General features: G+C 57.8%; 23 protein-coding genes. 9 read left to right on the plus strand and 14 right to left on the minus strand.

Features of this window, described 5'->3' with window-relative positions:
• Position 1 precedes the first annotated feature (1 nt).
• Entirely contained in the window at positions 2–226 is a 225-nt protein-coding gene (nqrM, locus tag UN63_RS10220) for a (Na+)-NQR maturation NqrM (RefSeq protein ID WP_104486660.1), read from the plus strand.
• Between the two features lie 109 nt (positions 227–335).
• Entirely contained in the window at positions 336–1,391 is a 1,056-nt protein-coding gene (gene dinB / locus UN63_RS10225; protein WP_104486661.1) for a DNA polymerase IV, read from the plus strand.
• Positions 1,392–1,396: 5 nt separating this feature from the next.
• On the opposite strand, the gene UN63_RS17085 is transcribed toward dinB, so the two are convergent.
• The 3 genes from UN63_RS17085 to UN63_RS10235 all read right to left on the minus strand — a co-directional run bounded on the left by UN63_RS17085 (position 1,397) and on the right by UN63_RS10235 (position 3,647).
• Positions 1,397–1,564: a hypothetical protein gene (locus tag UN63_RS17085; protein WP_181068225.1), complete on the minus strand. Its 168-nt coding sequence runs from the start codon at positions 1,562–1,564 to the stop codon at positions 1,397–1,399.
• Between the two features lie 129 nt (positions 1,565–1,693).
• Positions 1,694–2,035 (minus strand): hypothetical protein, encoded by a 342-nt coding sequence (locus UN63_RS10230; RefSeq protein ID WP_104486662.1) that lies wholly within the window; start codon positions 2,033–2,035, stop codon positions 1,694–1,696.
• A 154-nt stretch (positions 2,036–2,189) separates the two neighbouring features.
• On the minus strand, positions 2,190–3,647 hold the full coding sequence (locus UN63_RS10235; protein ID WP_104486663.1) for an aminoacyl-histidine dipeptidase: 1,458 nt from the start codon (positions 3,645–3,647) through the stop codon (positions 2,190–2,192).
• A 336-nt stretch (positions 3,648–3,983) separates the two neighbouring features.
• Between UN63_RS10235 and gpt the strand changes: the two genes are divergently transcribed.
• From gpt to UN63_RS10265, 6 genes are all read left to right on the plus strand, one after another.
• Positions 3,984–4,454 (plus strand): xanthine phosphoribosyltransferase, encoded by a 471-nt coding sequence (gene gpt / locus UN63_RS10240; RefSeq protein WP_104486664.1) that lies wholly within the window; start codon positions 3,984–3,986, stop codon positions 4,452–4,454.
• A gap of 164 nt (positions 4,455–4,618) precedes the next feature.
• On the plus strand, positions 4,619–5,017 hold the full coding sequence (gene crl, locus UN63_RS10245) for a sigma factor-binding protein Crl (protein WP_104486665.1): 399 nt from the start codon (positions 4,619–4,621) through the stop codon (positions 5,015–5,017).
• A 114-nt stretch (positions 5,018–5,131) separates the two neighbouring features.
• Positions 5,132–6,235 carry a glutamate 5-kinase gene (proB, locus tag UN63_RS10250; protein ID WP_104486666.1) on the plus strand — a complete coding sequence of 368 codons (1,104 nt, stop codon included), beginning with the start codon at positions 5,132–5,134 and terminating at the stop codon, positions 6,233–6,235.
• A gap of 8 nt (positions 6,236–6,243) precedes the next feature.
• On the plus strand, positions 6,244–7,500 hold the full coding sequence (locus UN63_RS10255) for a glutamate-5-semialdehyde dehydrogenase (RefSeq protein ID WP_104486667.1): 1,257 nt from the start codon (positions 6,244–6,246) through the stop codon (positions 7,498–7,500).
• Between the two features lie 65 nt (positions 7,501–7,565).
• Positions 7,566–7,994, plus strand: coding sequence for a hypothetical protein (locus UN63_RS10260; protein ID WP_104486668.1), 429 nt, complete (start codon positions 7,566–7,568; stop codon positions 7,992–7,994).
• A 196-nt stretch (positions 7,995–8,190) separates the two neighbouring features.
• Entirely contained in the window at positions 8,191–10,764 is a 2,574-nt protein-coding gene (locus UN63_RS10265) for a DUF2339 domain-containing protein (RefSeq protein WP_104486669.1), read from the plus strand.
• A gap of 395 nt (positions 10,765–11,159) precedes the next feature.
• Here UN63_RS10265 and UN63_RS10270 read toward each other — a convergent pair whose 3' ends face one another.
• The 8 genes from UN63_RS10270 to UN63_RS10305 all read right to left on the minus strand — a co-directional run bounded on the left by UN63_RS10270 (position 11,160) and on the right by UN63_RS10305 (position 18,129).
• Positions 11,160–12,527 (minus strand): FAD-dependent oxidoreductase, encoded by a 1,368-nt coding sequence (locus tag UN63_RS10270; protein ID WP_219821132.1) that lies wholly within the window; start codon positions 12,525–12,527, stop codon positions 11,160–11,162.
• A gap of 348 nt (positions 12,528–12,875) precedes the next feature.
• On the minus strand, positions 12,876–13,394 hold the full coding sequence (locus UN63_RS10275; RefSeq protein WP_229793568.1) for a protein disulfide oxidoreductase: 519 nt from the start codon (positions 13,392–13,394) through the stop codon (positions 12,876–12,878).
• Positions 13,391–15,439, minus strand: coding sequence for a protein-disulfide reductase DsbD family protein (locus tag UN63_RS10280; RefSeq protein ID WP_229793567.1), 2,049 nt, complete (start codon positions 15,437–15,439; stop codon positions 13,391–13,393). The genes UN63_RS10275 and UN63_RS10280 overlap by 4 nt, the downstream gene beginning before the upstream one ends.
• Before the next feature lie 52 nt (positions 15,440–15,491).
• Positions 15,492–15,869 (minus strand): hypothetical protein, encoded by a 378-nt coding sequence (locus tag UN63_RS10285; RefSeq protein WP_104486671.1) that lies wholly within the window; start codon positions 15,867–15,869, stop codon positions 15,492–15,494.
• Positions 15,870–15,889: 20 nt separating this feature from the next.
• Entirely contained in the window at positions 15,890–16,492 is a 603-nt protein-coding gene (locus UN63_RS10290; protein ID WP_104486672.1) for a LysE family translocator, read from the minus strand.
• A 193-nt stretch (positions 16,493–16,685) separates the two neighbouring features.
• Positions 16,686–17,231, minus strand: a complete 546-nt coding sequence (locus UN63_RS10295) for a YceB family lipoprotein (RefSeq protein ID WP_104486673.1) — start codon at positions 17,229–17,231, stop codon at positions 16,686–16,688.
• Between the two features lie 59 nt (positions 17,232–17,290).
• Positions 17,291–17,728, minus strand: a complete 438-nt coding sequence (locus tag UN63_RS10300; protein ID WP_104486674.1) for a YaiI/YqxD family protein — start codon at positions 17,726–17,728, stop codon at positions 17,291–17,293.
• The gene (locus tag UN63_RS10305; RefSeq protein WP_104486675.1) at positions 17,728–18,129 is read right to left on the minus strand and encodes a DUF2750 domain-containing protein; all 402 of its coding nucleotides are present in this window, start codon (positions 18,127–18,129) and stop codon (positions 17,728–17,730) included. Before UN63_RS10305 ends, UN63_RS10300 begins: the two co-directional genes overlap by 1 nt.
• Positions 18,130–18,485: 356 nt before the next feature.
• Here UN63_RS10305 and aroG point away from each other — a divergent pair, with 356 nt between their 5' ends.
• Positions 18,486–19,541 carry a 3-deoxy-7-phosphoheptulonate synthase AroG gene (gene aroG, locus UN63_RS10310; RefSeq protein WP_104486676.1) on the plus strand — a complete coding sequence of 352 codons (1,056 nt, stop codon included), beginning with the start codon at positions 18,486–18,488 and terminating at the stop codon, positions 19,539–19,541.
• A 99-nt stretch (positions 19,542–19,640) separates the two neighbouring features.
• On the opposite strand, the gene lipA is transcribed toward aroG, so the two are convergent.
• From lipA to ybeD, 3 genes are read right to left on the minus strand one after another with little or no spacing between them, the layout of a single operon-like run.
• Positions 19,641–20,606: a lipoyl synthase gene (gene lipA, locus UN63_RS10315; RefSeq protein WP_104486677.1), complete on the minus strand. Its 966-nt coding sequence runs from the start codon at positions 20,604–20,606 to the stop codon at positions 19,641–19,643.
• Positions 20,603–21,256, minus strand: a complete 654-nt coding sequence (lipB, locus tag UN63_RS10320) for a lipoyl(octanoyl) transferase LipB (protein ID WP_104486678.1) — start codon at positions 21,254–21,256, stop codon at positions 20,603–20,605. The genes lipA and lipB overlap by 4 nt, the downstream gene beginning before the upstream one ends.
• A gap of 9 nt (positions 21,257–21,265) precedes the next feature.
• On the minus strand, positions 21,266–21,529 hold the full coding sequence (gene ybeD, locus UN63_RS10325) for a DUF493 family protein YbeD (protein ID WP_104486679.1): 264 nt from the start codon (positions 21,527–21,529) through the stop codon (positions 21,266–21,268).
• Between the last annotated feature and the right edge of the window lie 170 nt (positions 21,530–21,699).

Here is a 21,699-nt window from a genome sequence, read left to right on the forward strand (position 1 = left end):
TATGCTGTATTTTCTGATTACCTTCGCAGTCTTTGCCATGGTGATTTTCGCCATGGCCATCGGCTATATCGTGCAGCGAAAGACCATTGCCGGCTCCTGTGGCGGCCTGGGTGGTGTAGGCATAGAAAAAGCCTGTGACTGCCCGGATCCTTGCGAAAGCCGAAAGAAGAAAATGGCCAAGGAAGAAGCTCGCAGACAGATGCTGGGAGAAAACCGCATCATCTAACCCCCCGGGATTGGGGACTGGTGATTAGGGACTGGGGGCGCCGTGTTCGAGTCCCTATTCCCTATTCCCTATTTCCTATTCCCTATTCCCCAATCCCTGCTTTGTCCTTATGCGAAAAATCATTCATGTCGATATGGACTGCTTCTTTGCCGCGGTAGAGATGCGAGATCATCCCGAGTGGCGGGACATTCCGCTGGCCATCGGCGGCAGCGCCAGCCGGCGCGGAGTTATCGCCACCTGTAACTACCCGGCCCGGGCTTACGGCATTCGCTCGGCCATGGCCAGCCATCAGGCGCTGCAACGCTGCCCGCAGCTATTGCTGATCCCGGGCAACATGGCCGAATACAAGGCGGTATCACAGCAGATCCGGGAGATCTTTCATCGCTATACCGAGCTGGTCGAGCCCTTGTCACTGGATGAAGCCTATCTGGATGTGAGCGACAGCCCCTGGTTTGGCGGCAGTGCCACCCTGATAGCCGAAGATATTCGCCGGGCCATCAATGACGAGCTACAACTGACCGCCTCGGCCGGGGTGGCACCAAACAAGTTTCTGGCCAAAATCGCTTCGGAAGAAAACAAGCCGGACGGGCTCTTCGTGCTGCCGCCCGCGGCGGTGGCCGATTTTGTCCGTCAGTTGCCGCTGGCCAAGTTGCCCGGGGTGGGGCGCAAGACGGCGGAAAAGCTCTCCGCCCTGGGGCTGGAGCATTGCAGTCAGCTGCTTGAGATCGGCGAGGCGGAGCTGGCTCGTCGTTTTGGCAAGTTCGGCCGGCTGTTATGGCAGCGTGGCCAGGGTATCGACGAGCGGGAAGTGCAGACCGAGCGGGTAAGAAAGTCGGTGGGGGTCGAAACTACACTGGTGACCGATATTCATCAGCCGGAGCAGGGGGTACAGGTATTACTGCGGTTATGGCCCGAGCTGATACGACGTCTGGCCGGTCGCGCCATCAAGGGGATGTGCATCAAGCTGAAATTCGAGGACTTTACCCAGACCACCCTGTCGCGCCGTTGCGAGTTGCCACAACAGGCTCTGGCCGAACGACTGTGTGTCGAAGCCTGGGAGCGAGCGCGTGGACGAGGGGTTCGACTGGTGGGGGTGAGTGTCGAGCTCTGTCACGAGGAGCAGGAGCGTCAGGACGGGGGAGAACAACTGGGGTTTGACTGGTAGAGCTCTCAGTCCTGATCGTGCACTGATGAGGCGTTATCGGCACCGGTGGCGGTGGTTTTTTCCGGAGTTTCTTTGCCGCTTTGCGGGGGCTTGTTCAGGATGGTATCGGCAGAGGCGGCCCCGAGATATCCGGCACTCAGGGCGAGAAAAAGGGCAATAGAAGGTGTTTTCATCTTGGGCTCCTTATTAAGCTTTGATGTCTAACTACCTTAACACATTGAAATAGAATATAAAACCAGGCAGTAGCTTCTCAGTGGCAGGATCTGTCGTCAGAATTGCGCACAATTATATCCTTTTTTGTGTCATGGGTTATTGCCGTTCAGGTGATCTTCTTCAACGAACTGCCAGCCATGGTTGGTGGAAGGCGGTGCAGGCTGCGAAGCGGCAAGCGGTGGCGCTATGACCACGGTGGCATTGTTGGTTGCCGAACCGTCCAGCGCCGGGCTGTCACGGCCGTCATCCGGCGCCGTTGCTGCAACACGGCTTGGCGCTTCATTGCGTTTGTCGTTCTGAATACCGGGTGCCAGCTTGCGGGTTTCGTCCAGTACATCGCGACCAAAGTCGATGATGCCACTGAAGATATTACCGGCCATCGCCGGCGTGGCCAGCAAGGTCAGTAGCAGGTAAAAAGGGGCGCTTTTCATGGCGTATACCTCCGTTGAATTCTGCCCGAAAGCATAAGCCAAATTACGCCTCTTGAATACCTGATACGGTGTCCGACAGTCGGTTGCTGACGCTTTAAATCGTGAGGCGTGAGGGGCAAGACAAATATCTCCTCACGCCTATCTCCTCACGTAGTTACCGTTCAGGTATCTGCTTCAGTACTCGCACCAGTAACTGCCAGAAGCGGGACACCGCTTCTATGTGAACCCGTTCGTCCGGTGAGTGGGCGCCCTGAATCGTTGGCCCGAAAGAGACCATGTCCCACCCGGGGTAGACTGCCTTGAACAGGCCGCACTCCAGACCGGCGTGGATCACCTTGACCTCGGGCAGAACGTCAAACAGCTCCTTGTGAGTATCCAGCAGCAACTGCATCACGGCAGAGTCCGGATCCGGCTGCCAGCCGGGATAGGCGCCGTCGAAGTTGCATCGGGCGCCGGCCAGGCGAAACACGGCTGCCGTCATTTCGGCGACCCGGTTTCGGCCCTCATCGTTGAGCGAGCGGATCAGACATTGCACATGAATATGCTCAGGCCGGGTACCGATCACCCCGAGGTTGGTAGAGCTCTGCACCACGCCGTCCATGCTGCGGCTCATTTCCATGACCCCATGAGGGCAGGCGAGCAGGGCGTCACTCAGTCGCTGTTGCAGAGATGTGCTCATGACCCGTGCGGGCATCGTGGCCGGGGCCAGCTCAAGCCTGATGAAATCATCTATTCCGGCAAACTCGCACCGGTATTGCTGTTGGCGCCGTTCGAGTAACGCAGACAGGGTATCCATCGCGTCGGCAGGGAGCGTCAGCAGTGCCGAGGCCTCCCGTGCGATGGCATTGCGCAGGGTCCCGCCGTCGAGTTCGCTCAGTCGGAGCTCCGCATGCTGACTGATATCCATCAGCAGCTCGGCCAGCAGCTTGTTGGCGCTGGCCCGGCCCTGATGAATGTTGATGCCGGAATGGCCGCCACGCAGACCCGTGATGGTCAGGCGCAGGGCTTGATGTCCGGCCGGTACTGGCTCTGCCTCATAGGGCAGGGTGATATTGGCGTCCACCCCGCCGGCACAGCCCATGTAGACATCACCGTCCTGTTCTGAGTCGGTGTTGAGCAGAATATCGCCCTGCAACAGTCCCGGCGCCAAGCCAAAGGCGCCGGTCATACCGCTTTCTTCGTCGATGGTCAGCAGCACTTCCAGCGGGCCGTGCTGAACCTTGTCATCGGCCAGCACCGCCATACAGGCGGACAGACCGATGCCGTTATCAGCACCCAGGGTGGTGCCACGGGCGCGCACCCAGTCGCCATCGATATAAGGCTGTATCGGATCCGTCGTGAAGTTGTGGTCGGTATCGGCATTTGCCTGAGGCACCATGTCCATGTGGGCCTGCAATATCACCCCTTTACGTTTTTCCATGCCCGCGCTGGCGGCCTTTCGGATTATCAGATTGCCGACGGCGTCCTGCATTACGTCGAGCCCGCGTTCAACAGCCCAGTCGGCTATCCACTGGCGAAGTGCAGCCTCGTGACCGGACGGATGGGGAATGCTGCACAGGGTGTCGAAAAATTGCCACAGCAGGCGAGGGGAAAGCTGGCTAATCGGGGTCATGGCATACCTTGTTTATATATCAAAGGTTCAGATATCAACGGAAGCAAGCCGACAGCTTACCGCTCATGCGGTGTCGTTATCCATCCATTAACCATATCAAGGAGGAATACCGGTCCATGAGGGCTGCGGGCGGGTCTGCTGTTCAAGTAATGGCTAAGCAAGGACATTGCAATAAAAAGCTGTAACTCTGGTCAAGAATGGGAGGGATCTCTATAATGCGACCATTGTTTGCTCGTTGTTTGACTGAGGCTGGCCGAATCCTGGTGTGGTCTGAAAGAGGGCAGTGAGCAGCGGTGACCATCTTGTCTTGAAAGCTAACACCCAAAGGTTCTTTTTATGTCCAACAAATTCGTCGTCACCTGGGACTCATTTCAGCGCGAAACGCGTAAGCTGGCCGAGCGTCAGTTGCCTGCCAGTCAGTGGAAAGGGATTATCGCCGTTAGTCGTGGTGGTCTGGTACCGGCCGCCATCATGGCGCGGGAACTGGGGATCCGTCATGTAGATACCCTGTGCATTTCCAGCTACGACCACAATCAGCAGCGCTCTGATCTACAAGTGCTCAAACAGGCCGAAGGCGATGGAGAAGGCTTTCTGATCATCGACGATCTGGTGGACACCGGCAACACCGCCAGAGTCATCCGCGAGATGTATCCCAAAGCCAGGTTCATTACCGTGTTCGCCAAGCCAAAAGGCGAGCCACTGGTGGATGACTTTGAAGTCCGCGTTGGCCAGGATACCTGGATAGAACAGCCCTGGGACATGGGGGTAGTTTTTGCTCCGCCGCTGTGCGATCAGGACAAAGCGTAAAAAAAGGCTCCTCGGAGCCTTTTTTATTGGCTCTCGCAGCAGATGATGCCGCCTTTACGTGGTTTGGCGCCCAGTGCTGACGTTTTTTATGGCAAGGACCAAGGGCGGCCTTTACCCCCGTCCAAAAAAACGTTACATATAGGCAAGTTAACAGGGAGGTGCTCATGACCATAGACAAGGTTGCTCATCGTAAACTGGTACGCAAGTTCACCGCCATCGGTCCCTATCTGCGGGAGCTGAAGTCGAGTGAATCACAATATTTTTTCGACTGCCTGTCAGTCTGTGTCAGTGCCAAGGCGGAGCCGGAGGCGCGTGAGTTCTGGGGCTGGTGGCTGACACTGAGCACCGAAGACGGCCTGACTTTCGAGTTTCATTATCAGCTCGGCTTTTTCGATGCGAGCGGAGAGTGGCAACTGCGAGCCTTGCCCAAAAAGCACGAAGCCGAGGTTGCTCGCACGCTACGTGATTTTTACGATAAGCTGGGCGTTTGCTTGGACGGCTTGTCGCTCAGTGCTCGTCCTTCTCCCGCGTTGGGAAACAATCATCTGTTGAGCGTAGCCTGAGCCGACCATCTCTTGCGGCAATAGCCGCTATTATCCGTGGCCCGGATGCGCCTCATTTTATTATCTTGCCGGCTCTGCCGGCATTGCTGTTAGTAAGGAGCCGCAGGGCGTTCCATGAAAGGCAAAACCATTGTTGTAAAACTGGGCACCAGCGTGCTCACCGGCGGCACCCGTCACCTGGACAGGGCCCACATGGTAGAGCTGGTGCGTCAGTGCGCCAGCCTGCATCGGGCCGGCCATCAGATTATTGTGGTGACCTCGGCGGCCATTGCCGCCGGGCGTGAACATCTGGGCTTTCCCGAGCTGGCCGGCACCATGGCCAACAAACAGATGCTGGCCGCCGTAGGCCAGACCCAGCTGATCCAGACCTGGCAGTCACTGTTCAATCTTTATGGATTGCATGTGGGCCAGATCCTGCTGACCCGGGCCGATCTGGAAGACCGGGAACGTTATCTGAATGCCCGCGATACCCTGCGGGCCTTGCTTGATCACCGTATCATTCCAGTGATCAACGAAAATGATGCCGTGGCGACCAACGAGATCAAGGTCGGCGATAACGACAATTTATCGGCCCGGGCCGCCATTCTGGCCGAGGCGGACCTGTTGATCCTGCTGACCGATCAGAAGGGACTCTTTACCGCCGATCCCCGTAACGATCCCAAGGCGCAATTGATCGAAGAAGTACAAACCATAGACGACACCCTACGCAAACTGGCCGGTGGCAGCATCGGTGGTCTGGGCACCGGTGGCATGGCGACCAAGCTGCAGGCGGCGGATGTGGCCCGCCGCGCCGGCATCGATGTGGTGATTGCCACCGGCCAGGTGCCGGAAGTGATCGGCCGCCTGGCCGAGGGTGATCGCATCGGTACCCGTTTTCCCGCGTTGGCCACCCCGCTCGAAAGCCGCAAGCGCTGGATCCTGGCCGGTCCCCCTCCCCATGGCGAAATTCATATCGATGCCGGGGCGGTCAAGGCGGTGCGCGAGAAAGGCTCCAGCCTGTTGCCCAAGGGCATAGTACGCATAGAAGGCCGTTTTCGTCGTGGAGAGGCGGTGCGCATCGTCAATCCCGAAGGACGAGAGCTGGCGCGAGGCATCTGCCGTTACGATGCACTCGACCTGAATCGAATCAAAGGACAACACTCTGAGCAGATTGAATCGGTGCTCGGCTATGGCTACGGTAACGTGGCCATTCACCGCGACGATCTGGTGCTCTTGTAGGAGATAGTATGAATCTGGAACAGATGGGGCAGGCCGCGCGCGCTGCCGCCTATACCCTGGCTGAAACCTCAACCCGGGCCAAGAATCAGGCCCTGCTGGTGATGGCCGATGCCCTCGAGGCGGCTGCAGACGATATTCTGGCCGCCAACGCCAGGGATCTGGCCGCGGCCCGTGAGAGCGGTACCGGCGAGTCGATGCTGGATCGACTGATGCTGAATCCGGCGCGGATCAAGGCCATTGCCGACGATGTGCGCAATGTGGTGTCTCTGCCGGATCCGGTGGGCAGCGAGCTGGACTCCCGGGTGCTGGAAAACGGCATGCGGCTGTCGCGTCGCCGGGTACCGCTTGGCGTGGTGGGGGTGATTTATGAAGCACGCCCCAATGTCACCATCGACATTGCCGCCCTCTGTCTGAAAACCGGTAATGCCAGCATTCTGCGCGGCGGTCGGGAGACCTTTCATACCAATCAGGAATTGGTGAAGGTGATCCAGCAGGCGCTGGCGGCCAGCCAACTGCCGCCAGGCTGTGTGCAGTACATCAGTGAACCGGGCCGGGAGTGGGTTAGTGGCCTGCTCAAGCTCGACCAGTATGTGGACATGATCATTCCCCGCGGTGGTCCCGGCCTGCACCAGTTGTGCAAGGAGCAGGCGACCATACCGGTAATTATCGGTGGCTTCGGTATCGGCCATATCTTCGTTGATGACAGCGCCGATCTGGTGCGTGCCATCGAGGTTATCGATAACGCCAAGACCCAGCGTCCCAGCGTCTGTAATGCCATCGATACCCTGCTGGTACATCAGGCGGTGGCCGACGAATTCTTGCCGGTACTGAGCGAGCGCATGGCGGAAAAAGGCGTTGAGCTGGTCGCCGGGGCCGATGCGCTGACACTGCTGTCTTCAGGCCCGGCCAAAGCGCGTGCAGCCATCGACGGCGACTTCGATACCGAGTGGCTGGGGCTGACCCTGGGCGTAAAAATTGTGGCCGGTGTCGACGAGGCACTGGCGCATTTGCGCGAGCATAACGCCAGCCATTCCGATGCTATTCTCACCAGCAGCCTGAGTAATGCCGAGCGCTTTATCAACGGCGCGCCCTCGGCGGCGGTTTATGTTAATGCATCTACCCGCTTTACCGATGGCGCCCAGTTTGGCCTGGGTGCCGAGGTGGCAGTCTCGACTCAGAAGCTGCATGCCCGAGGCCCCATGGGTCTGGAAGAGCTGACCAGCTACAAGTGGATAGGCCAGGCGGATTACCTGATCCGCGACTAATTGCAAATTGCTGAACAGACAAGCCGACGGCCCTGGTCGCCGGTGCACGGTGAAGAGAGGATATTATGCCATCCAAGCTGTTGGACGCCCTGCTGCTGGCAATGCCATTGCCAGACACTCTTGAGTCGTGGCGGCAATATCTCAAGAGCCAGCTGCCTTATCCGGTACAGGGGGCACAGACGCTGTTTATCGGGGATCCTGCCCTGGTTATAGTGGCGTTTCAGCACGACAAGGCAGAAGTGCTGCTGCCAGCCATGCAGTGGCGTCATCACGATATTCATACGGTCAAGCCCCGTTCCCAGGGTGTAGTGGAGGCTCGTAATGGCAGTCTGGAACAGTTGCTGGCGCTGGTGGAGGACACCATAGCGCTGAGGCTGAAGTCGTTTCACGAATGCAGCAGCTGCGGCAAACGCTGCGCACCCGAGGTGCTGGGCTCCCTGCAGGGCGAACCCGTGTGTCGGGACTGTATCAAAGGTCGTCGGGTGCTGTTTTAAGCCAGCGTTGAGTTCAGTTTATGAACGAAAAAGGCCGCGCTCTTTAAGAGTGCGGCCTTTTGTTTAGCACAAGCCTGTGTGCGTTTTGGTGAGTAATAGTGACAAAGGCGATAGACTGGTCGTAATGCAGGCGTGGCTTGAAAGTGTCGGATTAATAGCATCGTGGCCGTTTACTTAATGGAAGAGGACGAAGGGCTTGGAAGTCATACTCATCATTTTGGGTGCAGGCATTGTGCTGCTTGTGCCGATAGGCTCGATTCTTGGATTTCTGGCTTACCAAAACCTGAATAAACAGGCCTTTCGCATTAACTCGCTGAGTCTTGAGGTTGCCGAGTTACGCCAGCAAATCAAGCACGATCTGCCCTCGGCTTCTTCGCAAGAGCAGGAGCCAGGTCCACAGGACCTTCGTCCGGCCGAGCCACATTCGCAAGATCTACAACCAGAACCAACTTGCCTCATAACGACCGCCGCAAAAAAACCGGAACATGCGCAAGCGAACGCGAACGATTGGTTTGCGCCTCGCGAGCCATCCCGACTGATGCTGGCACTAAAAGAAAACTGGATGGTGTGGCTCGGTGGTCTGAGTGTCGCGCTAGCCGGTATTTTCATGGTGCACTACTCGGTGAGTGAAGGCTTGATTGGTCCTGTGCTGCAATTATTGATTGCTCTCGCCAGTGGTTTAGGCTTGCACGCGGGGGCCGAGACGCTGCGCCGCCGCTATAACCGCAGTGATCAAATCTTCGCTGCTCTGGCCGGTGGTGGCAGCGTCACCTTGTACGCCGCCTTGCTGGCCGGCATTCATTATTACGAATTGATCGGGCCCTTATCCGGATTGTTGTTGCTTGCCATTGTCTCGCTGGCAACCATGGCGCTGGCCCGGCTGCATGGCCCTTTACTGGCCATCATGGGCTTGAGTGGCGCTTACGTGGTGCCGCTGCTGATCGCGAGCGACCACGGCAGTGTGGCGTTTGTGCTGGCCTACAGTTTTCTGATTACCTTCAGCTCGCTATTGCTGATGCGTTATGTGTTCCGCGATTGGCTCTGGTATGCCACCCTGGCCGGTGCCATGTTGTGGTGGCTGGCGGCTTTGTTTTCAGCAGATATAGGGCCATCAGTCCCCCTGTATTTGGCACTACTGTTGGTGATTTTTTCGATGTTGCCTCGCTTGGCAAAAATCGACTCATCCCGGCTGCGAGAGGCGTTTATCGCGCTATTGGCAGCTTGGGGCATGTCGGTAGCGGGGCAGTCCGCCGACCATCCCTTGTTCTTTAGCTGGTTACTGATCTTGCCGGTCGCTTTGCTGACGCCGCAAAGCCGTGGCGCACTCTGGTACCTGCCCTGGGGGGCGGTACTGGCGAGCGCAGCCGGTTGGTTGCTTTACATGGCGCATAACAGCATCGATTTTTTCCACTTGGCGCAACTACCCACAGGCCAACACAGTCGCTTTATTACTTATCTTGTTATATCGACCCTCATCTGCGCCAGTCTTGGGCTATGGCAGTGGCGGGCCGATAACAAGCGGCGCTGGGCGTCGTTCACCGTGCTCTCTCCGCTGGTGTGGTTGGTACTCGGCTGGCTGTTATTGCACGGGGTTGAAACCTCCACTGATTGGGCGCTGGCGGCGTTGTTGACTGGCACGGTTTACGGGGCGCTAACGTGGTGGATACAAGGGCATGTGCATTATCAGAACGGCAGGGTGTGGGCCACACTGGCCGCCCATCTCAGTTATTCGCTGGCGGTGGTGATGGCGTTTCGTGAGGCGACGCTGACGCTGGCGCTGGCGGTACAGTTTGTCAGCCTGGTCTGGCTGGCACGCCATTACCGTATGCCGGAGTTGTACCTGCTGTTGAAAGTGGTGTTGGCGGTGGTGGTGGTACGGCTAACATTCAATCCTTGGCTGCAAGGTTATGATGCAACGGTGCATTGGACTTTATGGACGTACGGCGGTGCCACCTTACTGGCGGCGATAGCCACTAAAATGGCCGACAGCAGTCATACCATTCGCCCCTGGCTGGAAGCGGCAACCCTGCACCTGCTGGTGTTGTTTCTCGGGGCGGAGTTACGTTACTGGCTCTACGATGGCGATATTTTTAGCCACGAGTACAGCTTTATTGAAGCCACCGTGAACATGCTGCTGTGGGGCGGGCTCAGTATTACCTATATGATCCGCGCCAAAGCGAGCCTACAGCTGACCTGGCTATACCGGTGGTGCGCATTGATCTTGTTGGGTCTGTCTAGCGTCAGCTATCTTGTCTTGGTTATCTTGTATAACCCCTTGTGGAACCTGGGTAATGTGAGTGACACGCCCATATTCAACATGTTGCTACCCGCCTACGGCGGCCCGGTGTTGCTGGCGTTGGCACTCAGCCGGTTCCCACTGCTTGCCCCAAAACTATGGGTATGGGGTGTGGCCGCGGTTGCCTTGATGCTGTTCACCGGGCTGGAAATACGCCAGCTCTGGCAGGGCAGCGATATGTCATTATCGTCCGGTATGTCCAGCGGCGAGCTGTACACTTACTCCGTAGTGGGCATGCTGTACGCCATCGCCGCGATTATTTATGCCACCAAGAAGAGCTATCCGCTGTTCTATAAAGCCGGCATGGTGTTGCTGGGCTTGGTCATCGCCAAGATTTTCCTGATCGACATGGATGGCCTGCAAGGGCTGTGGCGAGTGGCCGCCTTTATGGGGCTGGGTCTGGCATTATTAGGGCTGGCCTGGGTGCATCAGAAAGTGCAGCGGGCCTCTGGCCAAATCGAGGCGGGCAGCTGATGGTCGTTCGTCAACGAAACAGGGTATTACAAAAAGCCGCGCTCTTAAGGCGCGGATTTTTGCTTGCTATTGCTAACGAATGGTTGTTATACCAATCCCCGTAATGATCTGGTCATATTGAGGCCCCAGACCAGAGGTAACACAGCCGTCTCCCTCGACACGCCATATGACATGACACTCGCTGTGTTTTGCTTGTCATTGTGTCACCTGTATATCTGATGAGGCGATGATATCACCTCTGAACAGGTGGCCATTTTAAGTGTGCCACTACACACATGACAGGGAAGTCATGTGTTGAGCGTCACAGGGAGGTGCTTGAGCGAGTCGGCGAAGCGGGCCCTTTGTCCGGGATTGATATCGCAGTCAAAAAGATAGAATGTTTAATGTGAAGGGTATTATGCATCTTTATTCTTCAGGCACCGGCCTCTCGGCTCATCACCCTCATGGAGCACAACGTCGGAATGCAGGAATTCAGCCGCCTCTGCTGAATCTGTCACTTTGGCAGCACTGCGTTCTAACATGGCTGATTCAAACCCGGTTAACACGCTTTGCCTTATTCCCGCTGTTCGCCATTGCGATAGAGGCCTACATCCTTTGAAGATCCCCCGAGCCAACGCCAGTGCATCCAGCAGCGCCTGATTTGCACCCTGGCCTTTGAAGGGGCTCATAGGGTGAGCCGCATCGCCAATCAGCGTTACTGGCCCACATTTCTCCAACAATGCCGGCTCGAGTAATTCTCGGTCATACACGGGATAGCCAGACACCTGAGCCTCCTGAGTTGCCGCTAAAATCTGCGGAATGGGGGAGTGCCACTGAGTTCGTCGACAGGCTTCTGCCTTGAGTGCGTGAGCGCCTTGAGCACTCAACGCCTTGGCTTCTGCTTCTGGCATGGGGAAGCTAAGTTGCCACATCACCGAGTCTGCGTCATAAGGCATGATGTAAATACGTTCATTGCCATTGGCAGTTTGAAATACCGTGGCCGAGTCCAGCAAGGCACTATCAACCCCTTCGAGAGCACTCAAGGGGCAAATACCTAATATCACCACACAACCCAGGTAATGCAGAGGGTTTATATCCTCACCGATCAGTAACTTGCGCACGGCACTTCGAATACCATCGGCGCCAACGACCAGGTCCGCCTTGGCGTATTTGATCTCGCCGTCTACCTGAAAGCGCAGTTCAACGCTTTCATCCTCAGCTTCTTTAAAGTCGACTAACTGGTGGCCCCATTGCACCGCACCATGTCCACCCAGTTGTTCCAGTAGCGCCAGGCGCAAAGACTGGCGGGCGATATGTACATTGGTACGCTTGGGCGCTGTTTTCGCATCTGAGTGCTGCCACTTTCTCACTCCCCATTCAGCGATCACTTTCCCATCTGTGGTATGAACGAGATGGGTGGTGGAAATGACTCCTGCTGCCAACGAGAAAATACCCAATCCCTCGATCGCTTTACTCGCTTGTTGCAAGGTGAGCCCGTAGCCCTGAGATCGAGTATTGAAGCCGCTATCACGCTCATAAAGGGTAAAAGGGATACCGCGGTGCAAACAGGCCACCGCCAGTGCAACGCCACCGATACCGCCACCGATAATAGCCACGTTGGGATAGTTTTCCGTATCCGCTACCGGAGGATGATCCGCTGCAATCAGCCCGGATCCGCCACAGTTCAAGCATAAAGACAGGTGACCCTTGGGTCGAACGGGCGCCGCGCCTTCGCTGCCGCTTTTTTCAAATTGCTCGACGGCCTTCTGGTAGCTTAGGCGCACTTTTTTGCGGATCTTCTGGCTGTTTTTGCCTCGTCCCTGACATTTAGGGCAAGTCGTCCAGCTAGCCCCTTCTTTATGTAACCCGATTTTGACTGCCCCTATGAAGGAAAAACGTAGTCGATAGCATTGATGCCAAGCCTAATAATAAAGCAGTGCCGGGGATTCCCGTTACTTTTATCGAACGATTCGCAGTGGGCTGAAAAGATGAGTGTCAAATCCTCAAGCGATCTGGTGCAGGCAATCCTGCTGCCTCTGACTTCAAGCCCGCAGCTAGCAGCTCATATGTAAAAAAGCCGCGTTTTAACAAGCGCGGCTTTTTGGTTTTGCTTTATCGAATAGCTGTTGAGCTTAGCCCATCAAACGCGCCAACCATAACCGTGCAACCATGCCGGGTAGGATGGTGATGCCGGCGGTGGCGAAACGCAGCTGGCCTTTATGCGCCACCATCAGGGTGGGCGTCACGCTGATACCCAGGGTTTGCCCCAGCCGGTGATCCTCATCGTTGACCACGCTAAAATCGTAGCCTTTATCGCGAACATAACCGGCTACCTTGGCATCATGCCCCGAGGCCAGCGCGATACTGACGACCGGAGTATTTACCATATCCACCATGGGCGACACCACGCGGCATACGCCGCACCAGGTGGCCCACACGTATACCAATACCGGTTCATCCTGGCTGAGCTCCTTCAGATCCAGGACCTCACCGTTTAAGGTGGTCATGGCGCCCAGTGCGGCGATGTCGGTGGGCAAGTCCTTGCTGCGCCAAAGGTCTACCGCCGTGACCACGACCATGATCATCAGCAGGTAAAGTAACCCTTTGCCTGCTTTTTTACCTGCGCTGTTATTTTTACTTACTGCCATCATTTAGCCTCATCCAGTGCACCAATCACCTTATTGCTGGTCAGTAATACCTCCAGCGCCTTGCCCTGAGGCAGGCCGGGGCCGAACACCTGGTTGAAGGGAATACCGGCGCGCTGGTTGGCATGCAGATAATCGGTAATGGCGGCATCGGGGCGGGTCCAGTCGCCGCGCATCAGTACCATGTCGTCTGCCTGCAGTGCCGAATAGACAGGATCGCGCAGCGTTACGCCTATTTTGTTGGCTTGGCAGGTGATGCACCAGTCGGCGGTGATGTCCACGAACACCCGCTTGCCGGCGGCCACTTCGCGCTCGATTTGCGCCGGATCCAGCGGTTGCCAGTTCAGTTCATCCTTGACCGGACTGACCCAGTGAGACTGAGTGAGCAGGGCGGTGATGCCGCCGGCGGCGCCCAGCAGCATCAGGCCAGCCAGGCTGAACACCAGACCCCGGGCGCCATAGTGACGCAGCAGTGACCCTATCGGCAGCACGATCAGCAGGATGGCCAGCGCCAGGGTGACGATGCCGCCCAGAGTATATTGCAGCAGCGACAGCAGCCAGAGGCTGGTGGCGAGCAGCATCAGGCCGAACAGCCACTTCACCTTGACCATCCAGGCGCCGGGCCTGGGCAGGGCGCCAATGACGCCGGGGAACAGCGCCAGCAGCAGCCAGGGCAGCGCCATGCCCAGCCCCAGACCGGTGAAGATGGCAATCAGCACCAGCGGCGAGGACGCCAGCGCCACCGCCACCGCGGTACCGAGGAAGGGGGCGCTGCAGGGAGTGGCGAGCAGGGTGGCGAACATGCCCTGCAACAGATGGCCGCCGTTGCCGTGACCGGGGCGGGTCGCCAGCCAGGTACTCATGGCAGTGGGCAGGTGCAGCTCGAACAGCCCGAACAGGTTAAGCGAGAACAGGGCGGTAACCAGCAGCATGAAGCCGATAAAACCCGGCTGCTGGAATTGTATACCCCAGCCGAGCTGGGCGCCGGACCAGGTCAGGGCCAGCATGAAGCCCGCCAGTGCCCAGAACGACAGCATGATGCCAAGTGCGGACCATAGCAGGGGGCGACGTACCTCGGATCGAGAACGGTGTCCCAGCAGCAGGCTGTTTAGCTTGAGCCCCAGCACCGGCAACACGCAGGGCATGATGTTGAGGATGAGACCGCCGAGCAGGGCATAGAGCAGTACCAGTCCCAGCGGTGGCATGCTGGCCGCCAACGGAGCCAGGGTGCCGCGAGTGATGGCTCCGGCCAGCTCTTCTGCCAGCCCCTCGTCGATGGCGGTGATCACCACCACCTGGTCCTCCAGGTTCAGCTCCGGATACCAGCTGCCGACCTTGAACCGGGCTTCCAGCCGGGTGTCGCTCACCGTCAGTTGCGGCTGGCTGAAGATGCTGCTGCCGAGCTCGTCGACGTATACCGCCGGTTGCTGCCATCCTCGGGGGTTAGTCAGGCTGATGTTGAGTTGTTTGGCGGTCGGGTCCCAGACCAGTGACTCGGCCTGTACCAGGCTCGCCGGACGGGGTACTCGTGATACCGCCTGCTGATATTGATGATTCAGGTTTTCGTCGGCGAGCAGCTGCAGCTCCAGCGGCAGTTGAAGCCGGTATTCGGTGAGCACGCAGATGGTAGTGCAGCTGGGCAGGGTCAGGCTAGCATCGAAGGTGGTTGCCTTCCCGGCCTCGGCTGGGGTCAGCTGCAGCGGAAAGTCGACCTCATGGTGATAGCCCTGGGTTTCGACCCCGAGCAGGGAGAAGCGCTCGGGAATGGGCCACTGCCAGTTGACCGACAGAAGATTGTCGGATGACTGCCAGTCCAGCCGGGGCGCGATACCGCCTTCGCCGGGGGAGCGCCAGTAGGTTTTCCAGTCGTCTTGCAGGCGAACCTGTAATAGCGCCGGATAATGGTTATTGGCCGCGTCATAGGGGCCGGTCTGTATCAGCCGCACCTGCACCGGGGGGTGCTCGGGTGCCTGCAGCCAGCCGGTGTCGGCGGCCTGCAGCGGCAAGGATGCCGATAACAGCAGGATAAAAAAGCTAAAAATTCTGATCACGAATAGAGTCTCCGGTGGATTAACGCAAGCTTACAAGATGGCGGCGTTAATCTCATTCCCGGAATACGCACAGCACCAGGTGTCGCCGTCGACCGGCATAAGGTTGTGGTGGGGGTAACAGGCGGCAGTACCAGCCGGTGCGGGGCACCAGCAGCCAGAGAGACAATAACAGCAGCAAGGTGGCCAGTATCGGCTCCAGCTGATTCCAGACCTTGCTCAACAGCTGTTCCGACAAACTGCACTGGTGGCTCTGGCTGTCGGCGCTCGACGGCTTGTCAGCGGGCGACTGGCTGTTATCGAACGGCAGAGCGGCGTCGGTCATATGGACCGAGGCAGGGCAGGAAGAAATAAGTCCAAGCCGCTGGCTCAGGCACAGACTGATGACGAACAGTGCCAGCAGCAGGGCCAGCCAGCCGGGTTGGCGTGACATCAGCCGACGGCCAGCCTCTGTTAACCGACTGCCAGCCACAGCGCCACTCCCAGCATCAGACTGCCGGCGATACGGTTCATCAGCTTGACCTTGCCCTTTTGCTGCAGCACCCGGCTCAGGGTGCGTCCGCCGCTGGCATAGAGCAGCATGCAGATGAACTCCAGCGAGAGGATAATCGACACCAGCATCAGCAGTTGGCCGGCGAGGGGGGCCTGATTGTCGATAAAGGGGGGCAGCAGGGCGATGAAAAAGGCCCAGCCCTTGGGATTGGCGATGGCGGTGATGAAGCCCTGGCTGATGAGGGTGCGGGCCGGAATATGGCGCGGGCCGGCATCCATCGGGTTCAGGGCCAGCTTGCCCCGGGACCGCCATAGCTGAATGCCGAGCCAGGCCAGATAGAGGCCGCCGCCGTACTTGAGCAGCTGAAACAGCTGGGGGTATTGCAGCATGACGGCGGCCACACCGACCACCGCCAGACAGGCCACCAGACCTACGCCGACCAGTTCGCCGACCATCATCCACAGGGTGCGGCGCACCCCGACCGTCATGCCCAGCGACAGCGCCAGGGTCATGCACATGCCCGGCGTGACCGAGACGAAGAAAAATGTGGGGATAAACACCATCAAGACTGCGGAGCTAATAGCACACCTACCTATGATTCTGGCTTGGGTTATACATGTTATCCGCCATTGTAGGTCAAATGCCGGACAACAGGCTATGGCTATTTGGGAGGCAGAGAAGGGCGAGGTGTGAGTAGACCGGAGGAAAAGGTAATTCCCTCATTCCTCGCCAGATTCGCAACTAAATTGGTGAGTATCAGTCGCCGAAGCGGGGGCTGAAAACAAGTCGTCCGGGGGCGATATCCATGGCCACCGGAGCCTTGCTCAGCCAGCTGTAGCGGCTGTCGTCGAGCCGGTAGACCGGCTGGTTTTCCAGTACCGAACGCAGCAGTTGCATCATGCCGGCCGAAGCGGCGGTCATGTCACCCTTGTAGCCGAAGGCATCGACTTTGCTCTGTAGCAGCTTGAGGTCACGCAGAAAAATCGCATTCTGCTGTCGGTCGTAGACCGGACGGCCCTCGATGGCCAGATCCAGCTGGGCCGGGAAACGGGCTATCAGGGCATTGATGGCGGTTTCGCCCTGCAGGTTGAGGCGCACCACGTCCCGGTTGTCGGGACCAATCTGCAAGTCCAGCTTGTCGACCCGGGTCTCTACCAGGCCCTGAGTGAAGCGCGGTGCCTGTTGTTCCAGCAGGGTATAAAGTGATTTTTCAATATCGCTTTCCGACACGCTGTACTGGCTGAGCCCAGCGCAGGCGCTCAGCAGCAAGGTACTCAACAGGATAAGAACGGGCTTGAACATGGCATACCTCGGTTTTAAAAGACAGGTGAGGAGTGAAGGGGGACTCACCCCTCACGGTTTCAACGTAACAGCTGATCAAGCTGGTTGGCGAAGGTCTGACGGTCGGCGGGGCTCAGGGTGGGCGGTCCACCGGTGTGCACGCCGCTGGAACGCATGGTATCCATGAAGTCGCGCATGGTCAGCTTGGCCCTGATAGTGCCTTTGTCGTACCGTTCTCCGCGCGGGCTCAGCACCCGGGCGTCTTTTGCCAGTGCCTCGGCCGCCAGTGGAATATCGGCGGTGATCAGAATTTCTCCGGGCTGGATGCGGGCCACGATTTCATCATCGGCCACGTCGAAGCCCTTGGGCACCTGCAGCTGTTTGATCAGGTTTGAGGCCGGCAACGGCAGCGAATGATTGGCTACCATGGTCAGCGGCGTCTGAGTACGTTCGGCGGCGCGAAACAGAATATCGCGGATCACCTTGGGGCAGGCATCCGCATCTACCCAGATGTGCATCAGTTATGTCGACCCGGTTTTTTCTTGCGGTCGATGGCTTCTTGTACGTCACGGGGCTCGACCACGACACCGGTGGCGTCGGGGGTGGGGAACACGGCGACCATCAGCTCGTCGTCTTCCATACCGGGTACCCAGCGGCTCTGCCACACTTTGAGGCTGATGGCCTCGGGCTTGCACTGGCTCCAGTCGTCTACCGCCCATTCCTTGGCATATTCTGCGTGGGGCCACACCGGGATGCAGTCTTCGTCATCATCCGAGGTCAGCATCATGCAGCCGTGCTCATCGGTCAGAATCCAGATTTCGTCGTGCTCGCACACCCGGCTAATGAAATGGTTGAAACGCTCGTCGTCACGCATGGTCTGGACGGCGGCCTTGTCTGCATCGGTCAGGGTATAGCTCATTATTTATCTCATACAGGGAATCTGGTTGCATGTTCACACCCCGGGCCCTGTTTTGTCCAGTTAATCGCAATAAGTTAATCGCAACAAAATGAGGGCGAGCGGCGTGAGGTGCGGGGGGCCGAGCCACACAAAAGAGGCTGATGGCAGCTGTTGGCCTGCGCCTGTTTTTGTCCGCATTCGTTGGCGACAAGAGACAAGCAAGAGCAAGAGTGTACTCTTTATTCCTTATGTCTCTAATAAATTACCGCCATTGGGCAATTGAGCGTTTACAGCCTGCCCCTGCTCGGGATAGATTGAAAACCAGTCTTTTTCGATAAAAACGAGCCAAGGGCTCGGAATTGTAAGCAGGGTTGCTCATGCATTTTCAAACCGACGATATTCGCATTAATCAAATCAAGGAACTGTTGCCGCCGATAGCGGTGCTGGAAAAATATCCGGCCACCGATACCGCGTCGTCTACCGTGTTCGAATCACGCCAGGCCATTCACCGCATGCTGGTGGGTGAAGATGATCGCCTGCTGGTGGTGATTGGACCTTGCTCCATTCACGACACCGAGGCCGCCATCGAGTATGGCAAACGGCTCAAGGCGTTGCGAGATCATTATGCGGACCGGCTGGAAATCGTGATGCGAGTCTATTTTGAAAAGCCACGCACCACCGTCGGCTGGAAGGGGCTGATTAACGACCCTTATCTGGATAACAGCTTTCAGATTAACGACGGCCTGCGCATCGGTCGCAAGCTGCTGCTGGATCTCAACGATCTGGGCCTGCCGACTGCCAGCGAGTTTCTCGACATGATCACGCCCCAGTATCTGGCGGATCTGATGAGCTGGGGCGCCATCGGCGCCCGCACCACAGAATCTCAGGTGCACCGTGAACTGGCTTCCGGTCTGTCCTGCCCGGTGGGATTCAAGAACGGTACCGACGGTACCATCAAGGTGGCGGCCGATGCCATCGGCGCGGCCAGCGCCTCGCACCACTTTCTGTCGGTGACCAAGCTGGGCCATTCCGCCATCGTTGCCACTGCCGGCAATCCGGACTGTCATATCATTCTGCGTGGTGGCAAGGAGCCCAATTACAGCGCCGATCATGTGGCCACAGTTTGCGCGGGGCTGGAAAAGGCCAATTTGCCGCAGAAGCTGATGATCGATTTCAGCCATGCCAACAGCAGCAAGCAGTACCAGCGTCAGATGGTGGTGTGCGACGATGTCTGCAGCCAGCTGGCCGCCGGTGAGCAGGCCATCATGGGCGTCATGGTAGAAAGTCACCTGGTGGAAGGCCGTCAGGATCTGGAAGAAGGTGGCGAGCTGACCTACGGTCAGAGCATTACCGACGCCTGCATCGGCTGGGAAGATACCGAAGCCTTGCTGGCGCAACTGGCCGACGCGGTCACCGCCCGCCGCCAGAGTTAAAAGCGTGAGGAGTGAACGGAAAACTGTGAGGGGTGAGGGGTAAATAGAAACGTGAAAAAAAGGAGCCTTGCGGCTCCTTTTTGATGCAGGACGGGGTGGTTATTTGATTTCCACGCCCTGGGCCTGCAGATCCGCGTGGTAGGACGAGCGGACGAAGGGGCCACAGGCGGCGTGGCTGAAACCGATGCTATCGGCGAGCACTTTCAGCTCGTCAAACTCGGCCGGTGGCACGTAGCGCTTCACCGGCAGGTGGTGGCGGCTCGGCTGCAGGTACTGGCCCAGCGTCAGCATGGTGACGTTGTGGGCGCGCAGGTCCTTGAGTACCTCTGCGATTTCTTCGTTGGTCTCGCCCAGACCCATCATCACACCGGACTTGGTGGCCACCTGGGGGTGCATTTCCTTGAAGCGGCGCAGCAGCTCCAGCGACCATTTGTAATCGGCGCCGGGACGGGCAACACGATACAGGCGCGGGGCGGTTTCCAGGTTGTGGTTGAACACGTCCGGCGGGGTATCCTTGAAGATTTCCAGCGCGGTATCCATGCGGCCACGGAAGTCCGGAGTCAGAATTTCGATCTTGGTGTTCGGGCTCTGCTCGCGGATGGCGCGGATACAGTCGACGAAGTGCTGGGCACCGCCGTCACGCAGGTCGTCCCGGTCCACAGAGGTAATGACCACGTACTTGAGACCCAGTTCCCTGATGGTCTTGGCCAGCTTGCCCGGCTCTTCCGGATCCACCGCCAGCGGGCGGCCGTGGGCCACGTCGCAGAAGGGGCAACGGCGAGTACAGATGGCGCCGAGGATCATGAAGGTAGCGGTACCGTGGTTGAAGCACTCCGGCAGGTTGGGGCAGGACGCCTCTTCACAGACCGAATGCAGATTGTTCTCGCGCATGATGTTCTTCAGGTTCTGTATGCGCTGATTACTGGGAGGAAGCTTGATCTTCATCCACTCCGGCTTGCGCAACACTTCCTCGTCTGCCTCCGGCATATACTTGACCGGGATCAGGGCCATCTTGTCGGCATCACGCAATTTTACGCCGGGCTCTACGCGTACAGGCTTATTCATAATTTCAGTTTCTCTGTGGTGTAGTAGAGATGTTGATAACCAAGCTGCTCTGCCAGCAAGGGTACCAGTCGGGACTGAGCTTCTTCAAGGCTCTGGGGGCCGCCCAGGGCACAACACTGGGTCATGGCCATGCCGGCGTAACCGCAGGGGTTGATCCGCAGAAAAGGGGTCAGGTCCATATTGACGTTAAGCGCCAGTCCATGAAAAGAGCAGCCTCGGCGCACCCGCAGTCCGAGGGAGGCAATCTTGCTGTCCCCCACATAGACGCCGGGGGCATCGGGCTTGGCATAGGCTTCAATCTGATAATCGGCAAGCAGGTTGACGATGGCGCTTTCCATGCCGGTCACCAGGGGACGAACGCCGAGTTTCTTGCGGCGTACATCAACCAGCAGATACAGCACCAGCTGGCCGGGTCCATGATAGGTAACCTGGCCGCCGCGGTCGGTCTGTACCAGCGGAATATCGCCAACATTGAGAATATGCTCGGCCTTACCGGCCTGCCCCTGGGTGAACACCGGCAGGTGCTCGACCAGCCAGAACTCATCCTGGGTGTCTTCGTCCCGCTTGTCGGTAAACGTCTGCATGGTATGCCAGACGTGTTCGTAGGAGGCCTGTCCCCAGTGCCTGACGGTAAGCTTATCCTGCGGCATCACTATGTCCTAGAGTACGTACTTGACCAGATCCAGTTCACCCAGTTGCTGGTACAGCAATTCTACCTGTTCCTTGCTGTGCACCGTCACTTGAACGGTCACGGCATGGTAAGTGCCTTTGCTGCTGGGACGAACCTGGGGGCTGTAATCACCGGGGATATGCTGTTGCAGCACTTCCACCACCATATCGGGCAGGCGCTCATCGGCCAGGCCCAGGATCTTGAAGGGGAAACGGCAGGGAAAATCGAGCAACTCATCAAATTTGGTATTCATGGCAACCTTTACAACATTCGGTATTCGGGGCTGATGGAAACTGTTCCATAACCTATGTCACATTTTTATCATAAAATTGCCGGTTTCGAAACCGGCAAGTTATCTGGGTGGGGAAGGACTGTGATGAAAAAGCCGGAAGAGCATCTCTTCCGGCTTGCGGCTTACCCGAC

The organism is Oceanisphaera arctica, from assembly GCF_002936955.1.
Classification (GTDB): domain Bacteria; phylum Pseudomonadota; class Gammaproteobacteria; order Enterobacterales; family Aeromonadaceae; genus Oceanimonas; species Oceanimonas arctica.